This window comes from Sphingomonas sp. GW821-FHT10C01 (assembly GCF_059415525.1).
This window is the reverse complement of the sequence record NZ_JBWKNK010000003.1, coordinates 242847-259491: the sequence shown is the minus strand read 5'-3', so window position 1 is coordinate 259491 and position 16645 is coordinate 242847. Positions and strand designations below refer to the sequence as shown.

19 protein-coding genes and 1 tRNA gene are annotated in these 16645 nt (G+C 66.1%); 7 read left to right on the top strand and 13 right to left on the bottom strand.

All coding sequences use genetic code 11. The features are described from left to right. Positions 1-88: 88 nt before the first annotated feature. Positions 89-433 carry a DNA-directed RNA polymerase subunit omega gene (rpoZ, locus tag AC07M1_RS15145; protein ID WP_495163455.1) on the bottom strand — a complete coding sequence of 115 codons (345 nt, stop codon included), beginning with the start codon at positions 431-433 and terminating at the stop codon, positions 89-91. Between the two features lie 124 nt (positions 434-557). On the opposite strand from rpoZ, the gene AC07M1_RS15140 reads away from it, so the two are divergent. Then, the gene (locus AC07M1_RS15140) at positions 558-1778 is read left to right on the top strand and encodes a phospholipase D-like domain-containing protein (RefSeq protein WP_495163454.1); all 1221 of its coding nucleotides are present in this window, start codon (positions 558-560) and stop codon (positions 1776-1778) included. 31 nt (positions 1779-1809) lie between these two features. Here AC07M1_RS15140 and AC07M1_RS15135 read toward each other — a convergent pair whose 3' ends face one another. The 4 genes from AC07M1_RS15135 to AC07M1_RS15120 are packed head-to-tail and all read right to left on the bottom strand — an operon-like array spanning position 1810 to position 5832. Next, positions 1810-2124, bottom strand: a complete 315-nt coding sequence (locus AC07M1_RS15135) for a hypothetical protein (protein ID WP_495163453.1) — start codon at positions 2122-2124, stop codon at positions 1810-1812. A gap of 60 nt (positions 2125-2184) precedes the next feature. After that, on the bottom strand, positions 2185-3024 hold the full coding sequence (locus AC07M1_RS15130) for a metallophosphoesterase (RefSeq protein ID WP_495163452.1): 840 nt from the start codon (positions 3022-3024) through the stop codon (positions 2185-2187). Continuing rightward, positions 3021-5069: an NAD(+) synthase gene (locus AC07M1_RS15125; protein WP_495163451.1), complete on the bottom strand. Its 2049-nt coding sequence runs from the start codon at positions 5067-5069 to the stop codon at positions 3021-3023. Before AC07M1_RS15125 ends, AC07M1_RS15130 begins: the two co-directional genes overlap by 4 nt. Before the next feature lie 43 nt (positions 5070-5112). Next, complete coding sequence (locus tag AC07M1_RS15120; RefSeq protein WP_495163450.1) at positions 5113-5832, bottom strand: murein L,D-transpeptidase catalytic domain-containing protein; 720 nt, start codon at positions 5830-5832, stop codon at positions 5113-5115. Positions 5833-6100: 268 nt separating this feature from the next. Between AC07M1_RS15120 and AC07M1_RS15115 the strand changes: the two genes are divergently transcribed. Further along, positions 6101-6859: a L,D-transpeptidase family protein gene (locus tag AC07M1_RS15115; RefSeq protein ID WP_495163449.1), complete on the top strand. Its 759-nt coding sequence runs from the start codon at positions 6101-6103 to the stop codon at positions 6857-6859. A gap of 45 nt (positions 6860-6904) precedes the next feature. Here the strand turns inward: AC07M1_RS15115 and AC07M1_RS15110 are convergent, their stop codons facing one another. From AC07M1_RS15110 to AC07M1_RS15080, 7 genes are all read right to left on the bottom strand, one after another. Continuing rightward, positions 6905-7753: a lysophospholipid acyltransferase family protein gene (locus tag AC07M1_RS15110; protein WP_495163448.1), complete on the bottom strand. Its 849-nt coding sequence runs from the start codon at positions 7751-7753 to the stop codon at positions 6905-6907. A gap of 127 nt (positions 7754-7880) precedes the next feature. Further along, positions 7881-8303, bottom strand: a complete 423-nt coding sequence (locus AC07M1_RS15105) for a Fur family transcriptional regulator (RefSeq protein ID WP_331029534.1) — start codon at positions 8301-8303, stop codon at positions 7881-7883. 158 nt (positions 8304-8461) lie between these two features. Beyond that, positions 8462-8878 (bottom strand): Ros/MucR family transcriptional regulator, encoded by a 417-nt coding sequence (locus tag AC07M1_RS15100; RefSeq protein WP_495163447.1) that lies wholly within the window; start codon positions 8876-8878, stop codon positions 8462-8464. 108 nt (positions 8879-8986) lie between these two features. Continuing rightward, positions 8987-9463, bottom strand: a complete 477-nt coding sequence (rimI, locus tag AC07M1_RS15095; protein WP_495163446.1) for a ribosomal protein S18-alanine N-acetyltransferase — start codon at positions 9461-9463, stop codon at positions 8987-8989. Continuing rightward, positions 9460-10104 (bottom strand): tRNA (adenosine(37)-N6)-threonylcarbamoyltransferase complex dimerization subunit type 1 TsaB, encoded by a 645-nt coding sequence (gene tsaB, locus AC07M1_RS15090; protein ID WP_495163445.1) that lies wholly within the window; start codon positions 10102-10104, stop codon positions 9460-9462. Before tsaB ends, rimI begins: the two co-directional genes overlap by 4 nt. Next, positions 10097-10687, bottom strand: a complete 591-nt coding sequence (locus tag AC07M1_RS15085; RefSeq protein ID WP_495163444.1) for a malonic semialdehyde reductase — start codon at positions 10685-10687, stop codon at positions 10097-10099. Before AC07M1_RS15085 ends, tsaB begins: the two co-directional genes overlap by 8 nt. Continuing rightward, positions 10687-11259 (bottom strand): NifU family protein, encoded by a 573-nt coding sequence (locus AC07M1_RS15080; protein WP_495163566.1) that lies wholly within the window; start codon positions 11257-11259, stop codon positions 10687-10689. The genes AC07M1_RS15085 and AC07M1_RS15080 overlap by 1 nt, the downstream gene beginning before the upstream one ends. Before the next feature lie 163 nt (positions 11260-11422). Here AC07M1_RS15080 and infA point away from each other — a divergent pair, with 163 nt between their 5' ends. The 5 genes from infA (at position 11423) to AC07M1_RS15055 (ending at position 13483) form a co-directional block, all read left to right on the top strand. Further along, complete coding sequence (gene infA, locus AC07M1_RS15075) at positions 11423-11641, top strand: translation initiation factor IF-1 (RefSeq protein ID WP_066578926.1); 219 nt, start codon at positions 11423-11425, stop codon at positions 11639-11641. Positions 11642-11683: 42 nt separating this feature from the next. After that, entirely contained in the window at positions 11684-12253 is a 570-nt protein-coding gene (locus AC07M1_RS15070) for a Maf family protein (protein ID WP_495163443.1), read from the top strand. Then, complete coding sequence (locus AC07M1_RS15065; protein WP_495163442.1) at positions 12246-13184, top strand: ribonuclease; 939 nt, start codon at positions 12246-12248, stop codon at positions 13182-13184. Before AC07M1_RS15070 ends, AC07M1_RS15065 begins: the two co-directional genes overlap by 8 nt. After that, positions 13181-13375, top strand: a complete 195-nt coding sequence (locus tag AC07M1_RS15060) for a DNA gyrase inhibitor YacG (RefSeq protein ID WP_495163441.1) — start codon at positions 13181-13183, stop codon at positions 13373-13375. The genes AC07M1_RS15065 and AC07M1_RS15060 overlap by 4 nt, the downstream gene beginning before the upstream one ends. 32 nt (positions 13376-13407) lie before the next feature. Then, positions 13408-13483, top strand: a tRNA-Phe gene (locus tag AC07M1_RS15055). Between the two features lie 364 nt (positions 13484-13847). Here the strand turns inward: AC07M1_RS15055 and AC07M1_RS15050 are convergent. Then, complete coding sequence (locus AC07M1_RS15050) at positions 13848-16586, bottom strand: TonB-dependent receptor domain-containing protein (RefSeq protein WP_495163440.1); 2739 nt, start codon at positions 16584-16586, stop codon at positions 13848-13850. Positions 16587-16645: the final 59 nt, after the last annotated feature.

Below are 16645 nucleotides of genomic sequence, written 5' to 3'. Positions count from 1 at the left end.
AAGTGGCTGCGATGATTCGCAAAAACGAAAACGCCGGAATCCCTGGGGATTCCGGCGTTCGTTGTTCGTCAATTGCATCCGAAACGGATCAACCGTCGTAGTCGGCGCCCAGATTCTGGTTGCGCGGCGGCGCGGCGGCAGTGAGGCGAAGCGCCTCGGCCGACGCGGCGAGCGAGCCGACTTCGTCCGGCGCTTCCTCGTCGTCGATCTGCACGCGCTGCAGGCTGCCGACCAGCGACTCTTCCAGATTATCCGGACGGACGGTCTCTTCGGCGATCTCGCGCAGCGCGACGACCGGGTTCTTATCGCGATCGCGCTCAAGCGTCAGCTCGGCGCCGCCCGAGATCTGACGCGCACGCTGAGCAGCGAGCAACACCAGGTCGAACCGGTTGGAGATCTTGTCGACGCAATCCTCGACTGTGACGCGCGCCATGAAACGCTTCCTTCGGGCAGAGATACAGGAAAGGGGGCCAATTAGGGGTGCCCCCTCAAAGAGTCAAGAAAATCGGGACTGCGGGGCTGGCGATCACCGCGCGGCTGGTGCAATCGGTTGGGGGATGGAGCAGGCCGACCCGATCCGACCCGCGATTCCCCCCGGCCTGCCCGCCGAACCGCCGCCACAGCCGGTGTTCACGGTCGACGGCAACCGGCTGACCCTGCTCGACACCGGCCCGCGCCGGCTGGATACGTTGCTCGACCTGATCGCGCGGGCACGGCGGTCGCTGCGGCTGCTCTACTATATCTATACCGACGATGTCGTGGGCGAGCGGGTGCGCGCGGCGCTGGAGGCGGCGGCGGCGCGCGGGGTCGAGGTGACGCTGATCGTCGACGGGCTTGGCAGCGATCCCGCCTATGACCGCGACTTTTTCGCGCCGCTCCGCGAAGCCGGGGGCAGGGTCTGCTTCTTCGAGCCGCGGCTGGGGCGCCGCTATCTGCTGCGCAATCACCAGAAGGTGGCGCTGGCAGACGCGGAGACCGGGGACGCGCGGATCATCATCGGCGGGTTCAATATCCAGGATGATTATTTCGAAGGGCCGGGCCGGGCCGGCTGGCGCGACCTGGGGCTGCTGGTCGAGGGGCCGGAGGCGGCCCAGCTCGCCGGCTATTTCGACGCGCTGTGGCGCTGGGCGAAGCGGCCACGCGCGCCGCTGCGGGTGCTGCGCAAGGCGCTGGCCGAGTGGAGCGAGCCCGCGGGCAAGCTGCGCTGGCTGCTCGGCGGGCCGACACGCCGGCTGTCGCCCTGGGCGCGCGCGGTGCGCCGCGACCTCAAACATGCGCGGCGGATCGACATCCTTGCCGCCTATTTCTTTCCGAGCCCGGCGATGCTGATGCGGCTGGACCGCGCGGCGCGGCGCGGGGGGCGGGTGCGGGTGATCGTCCCCTCGGTCACCGACAATTATCTGACGCTCCATGCCGCGCGCTTCACCTATCGAGGATTGCTGCGGCGGGGGGTACGGATTTTCGAGTATCTGCCCACGAAGCTGCATACCAAATTGTTCGTGATCGACGACGCGGTGCAGATCGGATCGGCCAATTTCGATACGCGCAGCCTGTTCCTCAATCTCGAGGTGATGCTGCGGATCGAGGATGCGACGTTCGCGGCGCATGTCCGCGCCTATGTCGATGCGGAGGTCGCGCGGTCGCTTGAGGTGACGCCCGAGCTGAATCGGGTCCGCACCGGCCTGTGGACGCGGATCAAGCAGGCGGCGGTGTATCTCGTGGTGGCGGTGCTCGACTATCGCGTGACCCGCTTCCTCAACTTCGGGCCGCGGGACTGACCCCGGACGCGATGGTCCGGGGTCGGCCGGGTCATTTGACCGCGGCGAGATCCTTCTCGGTCTTGGCGAGTACTTCCGGCGTCAGCTTGTCGGCGGCGTAGCCGGCGAGCTGCTTGAGGCTCATGCCCTTGAACATCTCATAGGATTCATGCGCGCTGATGCCGGGCAGATTGGCTTCGAGCGCGGCTTTCGCCTTGGCATCGGCGACGATGTCCTGGATCGGAGTCTCGAGATTGAACTTGGCGGCGGCTGCGGCAGGAGCCGGAGCGGCTGGAGCCCCATTCTGGGCCATGGCGGCAGGCGCGAGCGATACGGCCGCGAGCGCGGCGAACAGGGCAGTCTTCATGTGGAACATCCCTCCCAACGGCACGCGCGAATCGCGGCCGGCCCATGGGGCGGCGGAAACCTAGCGCGGGGATGCGGCGGGCGCGATAGGGCCGAGCGTGACGATCCAGAAATCGGGTGGGGCGCCGAAACGGAAGGGCAGAACGCTGGTGCCGATCCCGGCGGAGACGATCGTGGTGCGGCCTGGTTCGCGTACCAGCCCGCAGGCATAGCGTTCGCCATAGCGCGACGCGGTCGCGAGGTATCCGACCAGCGGCAGCACGATCTGGCCGCAATGCGTGTGACCGGCCAAGACCAGTCCGAATTGCGGGGGAAGGGTGGGGGCGATGTCGGGGCTGTGGCTCAGCACGATCGCTGGGCCGGGCAGCGCGGCGGCGGAACGGGTCAGCGCTTCGATATCGGCGTTACGGGTGTGGATGTCGTCCGCCCCGGCGATGGTGAGCGGCCCGGCGCGCACCGCCTGATTGACCAGAACCGGGATGCCGGCGGCGGCGACCGCGCGCTTCATCGCCGGCCCGTCGCGCCAGTGATCATGGTTGCCGAGCACGGCATAGACGCCGAGCGGCGCCGTGAGGCCCTTGAGCGACGCGGCGATCTCGTCTTCCGAGTAGAGACGCGTCCGCAGCGTCCGGTCACCGCTGAAGTCGCCCGCGATCAGGACGAGGTCGGGCTTTTGCGCGTTCACCTGCTCGACGATGCCCGCCATTCGCTCCGGGCTGAGGTCTGGGCCCTGGACATGCACATCGGCGAGCAGCGCGACGCGGACCGGCGGGGTGGTGGCAGGCCAGTCGCGAAGGCCGATATCGGCATGGCGCACCACCGGGTCGGCGGTGGCATTGATATAGCCGAACACCGGCACAGCCAGCGCGAGCAGCAACAGGACGATAAGGACGCGCTTCACTTGGGGAGATTCGCGTCCAGTTCGTCGAGCCAGGGTTTGGCGGTGCCATCCGACGGCGCGCGCCAGTCCCCGCGCGGGCTGAGCGCGCCGGCAGGGGAGACCTTGGGGCCATTGGGGATCGCGCTGCGCTTGAACTGGCTGGTTACGAAGAAGCGGAACAGGAATTTCTCGAGCCAGCTGCGGATCGTGGCGAGATCATATTGCGCACGGGCTTCGGCCGGAATGCCGCGCGGCCACTCGCCCGCTGCCGCATCCTTCCACGCATGCCAGGCCAGAAAGGCGATCTTCGAGGGCGCGGCACCCTGACGCACGGTATAATGCAGGAAGAAGTCATTGAGGGCGTAGGGGCCGATCTTGCTCTCGGTGCTCTGCAGCGCGCCGTCGGCGCCGGCCGGAACCAGCTCGGGCGAAATTTCCTGCGCGAGGATCGCTTCGAGCACCTTGTCGGTCGCCGGATCGAACTGGTCCGTCGCGACGCACCAGCGGATCAGGAACTGGATCAGCGTCTTGGGCACGCCCGAATTGACCGCGTAATGCGACATATGGTCGCCGACGCCATAGGTGCACCAGCCAAGCGCGAGTTCGGACAGGTCGCCCGTGCCGACGACGAAGGCGCCGCGCTGATTGGCCAGGCGGAAGAGATAGTCGGTGCGAAGGCCCGCCTGCACATTCTCGAACGTGATGTCATAGACCGGCTCGCCATCGGCATAGGGGTGACCCATGTCGGTGAGCAGCTGGTTCGCCGCGGGGCGGATGTCGATTTCCTCGCCCGTGATGCCCAGCGCCTTCATCAGCGCCCAGGCATTGGCCTTGGTCCCCTCACCCGTCGCGAAGCCGGGCATGGTGAAGCCGAGGATGTTGGCGCGGGGCAGGCCGATCCGGTCCATCGCCTTGGCCGCGACGATCAGCGCGTGCGTGGAATCGAGGCCGCCCGAAATACCGATGACGAGCCGTTGCGATCCCGTCGCTTCGATGCGCTTGCGCAACCCCTCGACCTGGATGTTGAAGGCTTCGTAGCAATCCTCGTCGAGCCGTTCGGGGGTGTTGGGGACGAAGGGGTAGCGGCGGACTTTCCGCTGCAGCCCGATATCGTCGAACCCGGGATCGTGGCGGAAGCCGATGCGACGGAATTCGGTCTCGGGATGGCCGAGCGCGGCGGCGCTGTCGTTGAAGGTGCCGACGCGCATCCGCTCCTGCCGGATCCGCGCGACATCGATATCGGCAAGGATGATCTCCTCGTCGATGTCGAAGCGGCGCGATGCGGTGAGCAGATCGCCGAGTTCATGGATCAGGCTCTGCCCGTCCCAGGCGAGGTCGGTGGTGCTTTCGCCGGGGCCCGAGGCGGAGAAGATATAGGCCGCGACCGCGCGTTCGGACTGCGCCGCGCACAGCATCGCGCGCTGACGCGCCTTGCCGATCGTGACGTTGGAGGCGGAGAGGTTGCAGAGGATCGTCGCACCGGCGAGCGCGCCATAGGTCGACGGCGGGATCGGCGCCCAGAAATCCTCGCAAATCTCCGCATGGAACGTGAAATCGGGGAGGTCGTCGGCTGCGAAGATCAGGTCCGGGCCGAAGGGGACGGTCTGCCCGGCCAGCTCGATCTCCCCCGAGAGGCCGAGGCCCGAGGCGAACCAGCGCTTCTCATAATATTCGCGGTAATTGGGCAGGAAGGTCTTGGGGACGACGCCCAGCAGCCGGCCGCGTGCGATGACGACGGCGCAATTGTAGAGGCGGTTGTTGCGTTCGAGCGCGGCGCCGACGACCAGCACGGGCCGCAGCTTCGCGCTGGCGGCGACCAGATCGGCCAGGCCCTGGCGTGTCGCGCGCAGCACCGCGTCCTGCAGGTGCAGATCGTCGAGCGCGTAGCCGGTGATGCCGAGTTCGGTGAAGAGCAGCAGATCGGCGCCCGCTTCGTCACCCTGTTTCGCGAGCGCGATGTGCGACGCGGTGTTGGCGGCGATGTCGCCAACGGTGGCGCGCGGGGTGCAGGCGCCGACGCGCACCAGCCCGTGCGAATGGATCGAGTGGAAAGGATGCTTCGCCATGATCCCGGCTTTAAACGCTACCGGGCCAACACGCCACTAACGCCTAGGCGGTCTTCTCGGCGTAGATCATGCGGCCTTCGCCGAGCAAGGTGAAGACCTTGTCCAGCTCGTTCTGGCCGACCGCGAAACAGCCCTGGCTGCGGCCGAGCTTGCCGTGTTTCGCGATCATGTCGGCGTTCGAATACCAGGCGGCGTGGATCACGATCGCGCGGTCGAGTGCGTTGTTGTTGGTGGCGTCGAGCCCGATCAGCCGCTGCGAGAGCTGGTGCTTGCCGACATAGTAGTTGGAGGCGAGGAACGCGCCTTCGCAGGTCGCTTCCGAATTCACCTCGTTCGAGAAGCGCTGAAGCATTCCGGTATGTTCGGGGTCCGATCCGATGCCGTGCGAGACGAGCATCGATCGCGTCGCGCCATTGTGCAGATCGACGAAGTGGAAGCGCAGCCGCGAGGACGGCATCGAGAAATCGGCGATCGCGATCCGGTCCTGCTGGCGGATGCGGCTGCCATGGCGCTGGAGCGCGGCCATTGCTCGCTCGAACAGCTCGGGCCGGATTCCGCGCGGGGCGGTGGTGACCCGCGCCGGCTGGACGATCGGCGTGGCGACCGGCGGGGGTAGAACCGGGATCGGCGCGGCCGGCGCCGGAACCGCGGCCGTGGTGACGCTACGTGCGGCGCAGCCTGCAAGCAAACCGGTACCCGCGACCGCGGCCGCCGACTTGAGGAAAGCGCGGCGCGAAGCCACCGCGTCGATCAGTTCATTCATGCGCTGTAGCGCCCCAATCAAAACTCGCTCTGCGCTAGAATATAGCAAATGAATCTTCCGATTCCCCTGAACAAGTTCCCCAAAATACAGCCATTCACCCCGCCGGTGGCTCGACTTGTCGTTCCCGTGCGACCCGGAACGGGACCTGGTCGCGGATGGATTCGGCTTTGAAACCCGGGAACCGCATGGCAACCCCGTGGTTGAGATGACGCTAACCATCGGCGAGTCGAGGCGGAGAATCAGGGTCGTGCACAAGGGGATTCGGGCGATGTTGGCGGGTGGTCTGGGCCTTGCGCTCGCCGCCGCCTCACCCGTCGCGGCCCAGCAGATCCGTGCCGCCGGAAGCGAGGAGCTGGTCCTGCGCAACGGCCAATGGGCATGGCTGGAGGAAGGCGCGTTCCAGAAGATCGGCGGTCCGGAATCGGTCTCGATCCTGATCAGCCTGCCGGGGCAGATCGCCTATGTCTATCGCGATGGGGTGCTGATCGCGGCATCGACCGTGTCGACCGGCAAGCGCGGTAAATCGACCCCGGCGGGTGAGTTCACGATCCTGCAGAAGCGCGAATTCCATCGCTCCAACCTCTACAGCAACGCGCCGATGCCGTTCATGCAACGGCTGACCTGGACCGGCATCGCGCTGCATGCCGGGGTGCTGCCGGGCTATCCGGCATCGCATGGCTGCATTCGTTTCCCGCGCGAATTCGCGCGGCGGCTGTTTGAGATCACGCAGCTGGGTGCGCCGGTGTCCGTGGTGAACTACGAGATCGAGGATCCGCGCGTGCGCCGTGGGGTGCCGCGACTGCAGCCCGACCCGTTGCCGCCCGAGCAGATCGCGAAGGCGCCCGATCCGCCGCCTTTCCTGCGCACCGATCCGGCGATCTTCCAGGTCGGGGCGTTCGATCAGGTCACTGCCAGCAACGATGTCATCATCCCGGTGGTCGAGACGCGCGATGTCGTGAGCGGGGGCGGTGTGGTGTTTGCGCCGCTGGAACCGGTGGTTCAGCAGGTGCCGGAGAGGCGGCGTTAGATTTGTTTCGGCTCCGCCGAAGCGGGCCGGACCGCCAATTACCGACTAGCCATCCGCCGGCGGCGTGTAGTTCACCGGGCCAACCGACCAGGCGAATGGGCGCAGCGGACCGCCGAGCGCGGCGACCAGTGCCTCCTCGATCCGGCGGCGGCTTTCGGCGGCGATCGCCTTGCGGCCCGGAAAGTCGCGCGGGTCGAAAGGATCGAGAAAGTGGATGCGCAGCGGAAAGCTGTGGCGGCGTGCCAGCACGCGGCGGGCATTGTTGACCCCACCCTCCTCGCCGACCCAGCCGATCTCCTCGCCGACAACGCCATAGTCGAGCAGGACCGGCTGGACCATGACGCCGGGCGGCGGCGGCTCGAGCACGCGCAGCATCGGGGTCTTGAATGGGAGCAGCGAACGGCCGTCGGTGGTGGTGCCTTCGGGAAAGACGGCGATCGCCCAATTGTCTGTCAGCGCGTCGCGCAGCTGGTTGATTTGCTCGGCGACGCCCATGCGGTTCTCGCGCTTTACATAGACGGTGCGGTTGAGCCCCGCGAGCCAGCCGACGACCGGCGTCTCACCGATTTCGGCCTTGGCGACGAAGGCGGTGCCGCTCGCTCCGCCCAGCGCGAGGATATCGATCCAGGAAAGGTGGTTGGAGATGTAGAAGACGTCGCGGCGCAGCGGTGTGCCGATCACCTCGACCCGTGCTCCTGCGATCCGCCCGACGCGGCGCAGGAACCAGCGCGGCCAGGGCGAGGGCAGGCGCAGCAGCCGCCACAGATAATGCATCGGTACATGGGTGAGCAGCGTGAGCAGCAGCAGCCCGATGCGCCGCCAGAAGCGAAAGGCTTCGGACGAGGTGAGTTGGGTGGGCTCGCCCCGCGCGGCGGCGAGGCGGCGTTCCGTCAAGCCTTGCGTCAACCCGTCCCCCGTTCGTGCTGAGCTTGTCGAAGCACTGTTTCCCCCTGCGCGGTGGGCGGGGGCCAGGTCAGCGCTTCGACAAGCTCAGCGCGATCGGAGCAGGGCCATATGCGGATCAGCTCTTCCGGTCGAGTGCGACGCCGTAGAGTTCCATGCGATGATCGACCAGCCGGAAGCCGAGGCGCTCGGCGATCTGCTTCTGCAGCAGCTCGAGTTCGGGATCGACGAACTCGATCACCTTGCCCGTCTCGACATCGATCAGGTGATCGTGATGCGCTTCGGGCGCGGGCTCGTAGCGCGCGCGGCCGTCGCCGAAATCGTGGCGGTCGAGGATGCCCGCTTCCTCGAACAGGCGGACGGTACGATAGACCGTCGCAATCGAGATGCCTGGGTCGATCGCCGATGCGCGGGCATAGACCTTCTCGACATCGGGATGGTCTTCCGCTTCGGAAAGGACGCGGGCGATCACCTTGCGTTGCTCGGTGATGCGGAGACCCTTTTCATGACAAAGGGCTTCGAGGTCGATCTTGCGGGCCATGGCGGTGATGTAGCGACAATCGGCTTGAGATAAAAGGGGAACGAGAACGAACAACGCCGGCCCGGGCGTTGGCCCGGACCGGCGTTTCTGTTTGTGCGGTACCGACGCGCCCCGCCGGCAGGGCGGAAGCGGGCTGGTATCGCCCGTCCAGGAAAATCTCAGCGCTTGCGGCGCTTGGTGCCCAGGCCGATCTTCTTGGCGAGGCTGCGGCGCTGTTCAGCGTAATTGGGTGCGACCATCGGGTAGTCGGCGGGGAGGTTCCACTTGGCGCGATACTGTTCCGGCGTCATCTGATAGTGGGTCATCAGGTGGCGCTTGAGCATCTTGAGCTTCTTACCGTCCTCAAGGCAGACGATATAGTCGGGCTTGATCGACGAGCGGATCGAAACCGCCGGTTCCTGCTTCTTCGCTTCGGGCTCGGGTGCCTTGGTGCCAAGACCGGTAAGCGCACCGTGAACATTCGCGATCAGCAGCGGAAGATCCGAGACTGCAACGCTGTTGTTGCTGACATGTGCCGCAACAATGTCCGCGGTCAGCGTGACCAGCGTTTCCTGCAGGTCGTTCTGAGCGTCCATGATGATCCTTTCTACCGATGCAGCGGCAGCAATATTACAGGCCGCGTCGCGCGCTATTGATCGAGAATGGAGTGATTGCAAGACCAGTCGCAATAAAAATTGTCGATTTTAGCCTACCCATTTTGAAAAGGTGTGCGCGTCGAACAGCTTACCGTCTTTGCCACGATAGTAATCGCGACGCTCGCCGACCTTCTCGAAGCCTTCGCTATGGTAAAGCTGTACGGCTTCATTGTTCGACCGCACTTCCAGATGCAGCGTGTCCGCGCCACGTTCGTTCGCGTCCGTAACGATCGACCGCAGCAATGCTGTGCCGATACCGCGGCGACGCATCGCCGGGCGGATGGCGAGCAGCAATAGTTCGGCTTCGTCAGCGACAACGCGGGCAAGCGCGAAGCCGGCGGGGCGGGTTCCGCTCCAGGCGATGCTGAACCAGACTCCGGGCAGCGCGATCATTCCCATGCACTGACTGGGGGTCCAGGCTTCACCAAAACGCGGATCGAACGCGTCCGCCATGATCGCGTTGAGCGTAGCGATATCCGCCGGCGTGCCGTGGACGATCTCGACGATCTGCAGTGCCGAACTCATGTGGCCGGGGGCGCGGGGGAAAGGGGCTTGGCGTCTGGCGCGCGGCCATAGATCGGACGCGGTTCGAGCGTTGAGAAAGCGGAGGCGAGCAGCGCGGCATCGGCGGCGCGGGGCAGCGCTTCGCGCAGGTCGAGATCGGGGTCGAGCGCCGCCAGATGACGGATGCCGTTGCCGATCGCGGCATGGCCGGCGAGCGCGGCAAGTGCCGCTTCGGGCTTGAGCGAGGCGAAGGGGCCGGTCTCGGCCAGCGGGCGGGTAAAGGCCTGCATGAAGACCTCACCATGTCCCCCTTCGAGGACGACGGCAAGCGCGGGCACCGCCGGATCGGTCGCGAAGCCGGCGGCCGCGATCAACGGGAGCGAAGAGAAGCCTGTCACCGGTACCCCCCAACCCAGCGCCAGCCCGCGTGCCGCAGCGATGCCGACGCGGATGCCGGTGAAGCTGCCTGGCCCGCAATCGACCAGAATTCGGTCGGCGCGGCCGCCATCGGGCAGTTCCGCGATCATCGGGATCAGCCGCTCGGCATGGCCTCGGCCGACCTCTTCATGGCGCTGCGCGACGACCGCTCCGTCGCGGATAAGCGCGACGGAACAGGCGGCGGTGGCGGTTTCGATGACGAGGGTGAGCGGCGCGTCAGGCAATCTGGTTGAACTGCCCGAATTCGGGGCGCGGACTGCGGCCGAAGATGCTCGCGGGATCGCCCTTGCCCAATGTCGCGATGAAATTGACGCGGACCGAGGGTTGGTCGGCGAAGAAGGCGGCATCGACTGCCGCCGCGTCGAACCCCGACATCGGTCCGGTGTCCCAGCCCAGCGCGCGTGCCGCGATCAGGAAATAGGCACCCTGGAGCGACGAGTTGCGCAGTGCATGCGCCTTGCGTGCCTCAGGGTCGGTGAACCAGCTCTTCGCATCGGTGTGCGGGAAGAGCCAGGGCAGCTCTTCATGATAGTCATAGTCCATCCCGATCACGACGGCGGCGGGCGCGGTGCGGATCTTGGGTGCGTTCGCCTCGCTCGCGCAATCGGCGAGCTTGTCCTTCGCCGTCTGGCTCAGGCACCAGACGAAGCGCGCGGGATGCATGTTGGCCGAGGTCGGCCCCATCTTGAGCAGATCGTAGATCGCGCGGATATCCGCCTCGGTCACCTCGCCCGGAAGATAGCCATTATAGGTGCGCGCGGTGCGGAAGATCGTGTCGAGGCCGGCCTCGTTCAAAGGCGCGCCCATCAGACCGAGCGCACTTCGGTGACTTCGGGCACATAATATTTGAGCAATTGTTCGATCCCGTTCTTGAGCGTCGCGGTCGAGGAGGGGCAGCCGGCGCAGGCGCCCTGCATCTGCAGATAGACCTTCCCATTGTCGAAGCCGCGATAGACGATGTCGCCGCCGTCATTGGCGACGGCGGGGCGCACGCGCGTCTCGATCAGCTCCTTGATCTGTGCGACGATATCCGCGTCTTCGGGGTCGTCGGTGAAGACTTCCTCGGCCGGGACGGAGAAACCGGCGGCGCTGCCCGGGCGGAACAGCGGCATGTTCGCGCTGAAATGGTCGAGCAGGATACCGAGCACGTCGGGCTTCAGGCCGGTCCATTCGACGCTCGGCGCGGCCGTCACCGAGATGAAGTCGCGGCCGAAGAAGACGCCGGTGACATCGCCGAGGTTGAACAGGGCCTCGGCCAGCGGCGAGGCCTCGGCCTCCTCCGGGGTCGCGAAGTCGCGGGTGCCGGCGTCCATGACGGTACGGCCGGGCAGGAACTTCAGGGTCGCCGGGTTGGGCGTGGTTTCGGTCTCGATCAGCATGAGGCTCATGTGGCCCCGAATGCTCGCCGCATCAAGCGAGCAGCGGGAAACCGTTCGTTGCCGCCGTTATCGCTTTCGGTGCGTCAAACCGTCGCGCTTTCCTTTTCCGTCAAGGAAGAGTAAGGCACCGCGTCTTTTTTCTGCTCCATCGCTAGAGGTTTGTTTGGCCAAGGAAGAACTGCTTGAAATGCGCGGCCGTGTTGTGGAGCTTCTTCCCAACGCGATGTTCCGTGTCCGGCTTGAGAATGATCACGAGATCCTCGGCCATACTGCCGGCAAGATGCGCAAGAACCGCATCCGCGTTCTGGTGGGCGACGAAGTGCTCGTCGAATTGACGCCCTATGACCTGACCAAGGGCCGCATCACCTATCGCTTCAAGTGATGGCCCTCCCCGCATAGGCGGGGATCCACGATAGGAATGCCCATGCGGCTCGTGCTCGCTTCGACATCGCCACGCCGCCGCGACCTGCTCGCGCGCATCGGCATCGTGCCCGATCGCATTGCCGCGCCGGACACCGACGAGAACCCGCTCAAGGACGAATTGCCGCGCGCCTATGTCCAGCGCATCGCGCTCGGCAAGGCGCAGGCGGTCGCGCGCGCGGACGACGAGATCGTGCTGGCGGGCGACACCACCATCGCGGTGGGCCGCCGCATCCTGGGCAAGCCCGAGGACGAGGCGGACCTGCGTCGCATGCTCGGCCTGTTGTCGGGGCGGCGGCATCATTGCCTCTCCGCGGTCTGCCTGATCGACAGCGCGGGCAAGGCGCGGACGCGGCTTTCCGACACGGTCGTTGCCTTCAAGCGGCTGACCGATGCCGAGCTCGACGCCTATGTCGCGAGCGGCGAGGGGATGGGCAAGGCCGGCGGCTATGCCATCCAGGGCCGCGCCGAAGCCTATGTGCGCTTCCTGTCGGGCAGCCATTCGGGCGTCGTGGGATTGCCGGTGTTCGAGACCCGCGCGCTGCTGGAAAGCGCTGGCTACCCAATTGGCTGAGTGGCTCTACGAAGCCGGGATCGGCGAGAACCGCGCGGCGCTGGTCGCGCGCGGCGTGATCTGGAAGGCGGCGATCGAACTGCCCGGCGGCGTGCGTGTCGGCACGGTGGCGCGTGCGCGCCTGGTCGATCGCGTCACCGGCAAGATCCAGCTCGACACCGGCGAAGAGGCGTTGTGCGATCCGCTGCCGCCCGGGATCACCCAGGGCGCGCGTTTCAATGCGCGCATCGTGCGCGAGGCGATCGCCGAGGCCGGGCGCGCCAAGCTGCCCAAGGCGGTGCCCGCCGACGCGCCGCCGATGCCTGGCCCGGACCTTCTTACCCGGATCAAGGCGACCGACCTGCCCGTGCGGCAGCTGCGCGCGCACGAGCCCGATCTGCTCGAGGACGCGGGCTGGACCGAGTTGCTCGAAGAAGCGGCCAGCGGCGAGATCGCCTTTGCCGGCGGTGCGCTGCGCATGGTCGTGACCCCGGCGATGACCCTGTTCGACGTCGACGGCGCAGCGCCGCTGGGCCCGCTGTCGATCAGCGCCGCGCACGCGATCGCGCAGGCGATGGAGCGGATGGAGATCACCGGATCGGTCGGGATCGATTTTCCGACGCTTGCCAACAAGAATGAGCGCAACGCGGTGGCGGAGGCGATCGATGCCGCGCTGCCGCAGCCGTTCGAGCGGACCGCGATGAACGGCTTCGGCTTTCTCCAGGTCGTGCGGCGCCGGTCGCGCATGTCCTTGCCCGAGCTGTTTGCCGCCGATCCCGCGGGCGCGGCGGTGCGGGCGGAACTGCGGCGGCTGGAACGCCTTCCCCCGCCGGCCCCCGCCACCCATATATTGCATCCGGCGCTGTTGCGGCGGCTGGCGCGCGAACCCGAATGGGTCGCGGAACTGCACCGTCGCACCGGCGGGCGCACCGAGTTTGTGGAGCAAAAGTGAAACGCGACGACTGCCCGATCTGCGGCAAGCCGGGCGAGCCGGCGTTCAAGCCCTTCTGTAGCCGCGGCTGCAAGGATCGCGACCTGCTGCAATGGCTGGGCGACGGTTATCGTCTGCCCGGGGCCGCGATCGATCCCGATGACGCGGATGGTGCGCAAAGCGGACTGGACAGGGGCGAAACCGCCGACTAAGAGCGCGCCTTCCGGCGTTGACCGGTACCCGTGCCCGGGTAGCTCAGTTGGTAGAGCATGCGACTGAAAATCGCAGTGTCGGCGGTTCGAATCCGTCCCCGGGCACCATTCACCTTCAAAGGCATCTGCGTTTTTCGGATCGGCGTTGTCGCGCCTTTGTGCTGCGATTTCCGTAGCTTGCCCGTGCCGCGCGTGCATTTCCGAGTCAGAGGCGCATTTGGCTGCCGGATTCGGGATGCATGGGCCGATATCGTTCCGGGCCATTGCAGAAGCATCGAATTCGCTGTGCGCCGAGTACAGCCAGAAGCGCCGCGACCGCCGGCCCCGGCGTTCCCGAAGGTGGCACGGTCCGGCTAGGTCGGGCGGTCTGAGCGGATCATCGGCGCGATCGTGACGGGGCTATGTAAGCCCTAGCCGGGCGAACTACCGATTTGGGCCGGCCCGGAGCGGACCGGCCCAAATCGGCATGGTGTCAGAAGTTCGCGCGGACGCCGAAGGTGAAGTGGCGCCCGATGATGTCGAGATAGGGCGAGCTGATCGCGCCGAGCGTCGGCTGACGATCGAACAGGTTCTGAACGCTGCCAAAGACCGTCAGGCGATTCTTGTCGCTGGTGCGGATATAGGCGCGCAGGCCGAGATCGACATAGACGTGGCTGTCGATCCGCGCATCTTGATTGGCGAGCACCGCGACCGGTGCGAAGCCACCGCTTCCGACATAGCGCGTGCGCAGATCGGCGCCCATGCCCTGGCTCTCATAGTTCACGGTCAGCGACCCACGCCACTTGGGCACGAGGTAGCCGGCCTGGGAGCCGAGATAGCCCGCACCGTCGATCGCCACCACGCCGTTGTTGACGACCATCTGGTCGACATAGTTGGCGATCGCGCGAAGCTTCAACAGGCCGTCGAGGCCGATGCCGTCCAGCTTGGTGCGATAGGAGGCTTCGATGTCGATGCCCGTGTTCTTGAAGCTCGCGACGTTGATATAGGCGGCGTTGATCGACGTCATCACGCCGCTGCCATCACGAACGATCTGGCTGCACGCGCCCTGATTGTTCTGGGAATAGCAGCCATTGACGATCTGCTGGGCGGTCAGCGTCGTGATCACGTCGTCGATCTTGATGTTGTAATAGTCGACCGACAGGTCGAAGCCCGGGAGGAACCTCGGCCGGACGACGCCGCCGATCGTGAACGTGTCGGCGATTTCCGGGCGCAGGTCGGGATTGCCGCCGGTGAACAGGGTGATGTTGGTCAGCGGGCTGTTTGGACGGCCCGAATCCGCGATGTTGGTGAACAGGGTCGAACGCTGACTGAACAATTCGTTGAGCGAAGGGGCGCGGATATCGCGTGAGCGCGTCGCGCGGATCTTCAGTCCGTCGATGATCTCCCAGATTCCGCCCAGCTTCCACGACCAGATCGCGCCGCTGGTGCTATAGTCCGACACGCGGACCGCGCCGTTGAAGCTCAATTTCTGCACGATCGGCAGATTGGCGAGCAGCGGGATGTCGACCTCGGCAAAGCCCTCCTTCACGCTGTTGCCGGTCTTCTGGATGTTCACGCCGTTGATGGTGTTGAAGTTGTTCGCGAGCGAGGTCGCATCGTAGAGCGTCCGGAAGGACTCCTCGCGATATTCGACGCCCGCTGCGACCGAGACCGGAAGATTCCAGAGCGTGAAGGGCTCGCCACTGATGCTGGCGCCGGCATGGTCGAGCCAGGTGGTCGTCACCGAGTTCCACGTGCCGGTCGCATAGGCGATCGCCGCAGGGTCGGCGCGGCCCGAACCGAACAGGTTGAGCGGGCGGCAGGCGGCATCGTTGTTGGTGGGGTCCGCATCCGCATTCACCGCGCAGACGATCGATCCGCCGCTCGACACCGCGTTGATCGCGCGGGCGAACTCGGCCTTCTTGGTCAGGCCGATGAGGCTCTGGTCCTGCTCCTGCTCGCCATGGGTGAAGAATGCGCCATAGCGCCATTTGCCGCCGCCGAAGGTGCCGTCGAAGCCGATCGAGCCCTGTTTGGTCACGCGCTTATAATCGAAATCCACCATCGACATGTCGGTCAGGACGCGGCCCATGGTGAAGCTGGTCTCGCCCGCTGTCGCGAAGGCCGACCGTTGCGCCGCGGTCAGATAGGGGTTGGTGGTCGAGAAGGTGAGCTGCGTCACGCCAAGGTCGGGGAAGAACAGGCGTCTGTCGGAGACCCTGTTGTAATTGCCGTCGACCCAGACCTTCAACGTGTCGGTCACGTCGTAGCTGAGGCGTGCGAACACACTGGTCCGTTCGATCGGCGCCGACAGCGAACGATATTGATCGATATTATAACCCTCGCCGCCGATCATCGTCGACGCGGAGCCGGGGCGGATGATGCCGAACTGGAAGGGGCGCAGGCTGCCGTCCGGATTGAAGGTCTGCCCGGCGAGCGCACCGGTGCGGATCAGGCCGCCCTCGCTGCGGGTCAGCTCGCGCAGATTGCCGGTCGGAACCAGCTTGCCCGTCGCATCGGGGAAGAACCCGGCGGACCCGATGCGCGGACGCGCGTTGCCCGGCGTGATGCCCTTGTCTTTCAGATAGTCGGCACCAATCATGAAATGGCCGCGGCCATCGGCGAACTTGATGCCGGCCGATCCTTCGAGCAGATATTTCTGTGCGTCGCCGCGCGAGGAGATACCCGTCTGCGCGCCGAGCTCGAAGCCTTCCTTGTTGTCGTCCAGCAGGATGTTGACGACGCCGGCGACGGCGCCCGAACCATAGGCGGCCGATGCGCCGCCGGTGACGACGTCGATCTGCTTCACGAGCGAATAGGGGATGGTCTGCAGGTCGTTCGAGCTGACGCTGCGGCGGTTGTTGATCAGAACCAGCGTGCGCGCCGAGCCAAGGCCGCGAAGATCGGCGGGCGCCTGGCCGGACGAAGTGACGGTATTGGTCGAGGTCGCGCTTTGCGTCTGGCGGAATTGCGGGAGATCCGCGAGCGAGGCGGCGATGTCGGTGCGGCCGGCCTGCTGCAGTTCGGCGGCGCCGATCACCGTCGTCGGGGTCGGCGCCTCGAAGCCGGCGGTGCTGATGCGCGAGCCGGTGACGACGACTTCGGGCGCTGCGGGTTCCGGCTCCTCCGGCGCGTCCTGCGCGAACGCGGGGGCGGCGAAGGCGAGCGCGACGCCGAGTGCAACCGCGCTGCTACGGACGCGGAGATGACGATGGGGTCGGGGAGAAATCATGCGATGGTTTCCTCTATGCGCGGCGCCGCGTACGGACTTGCCGTGTGAGTCTTGCGCTC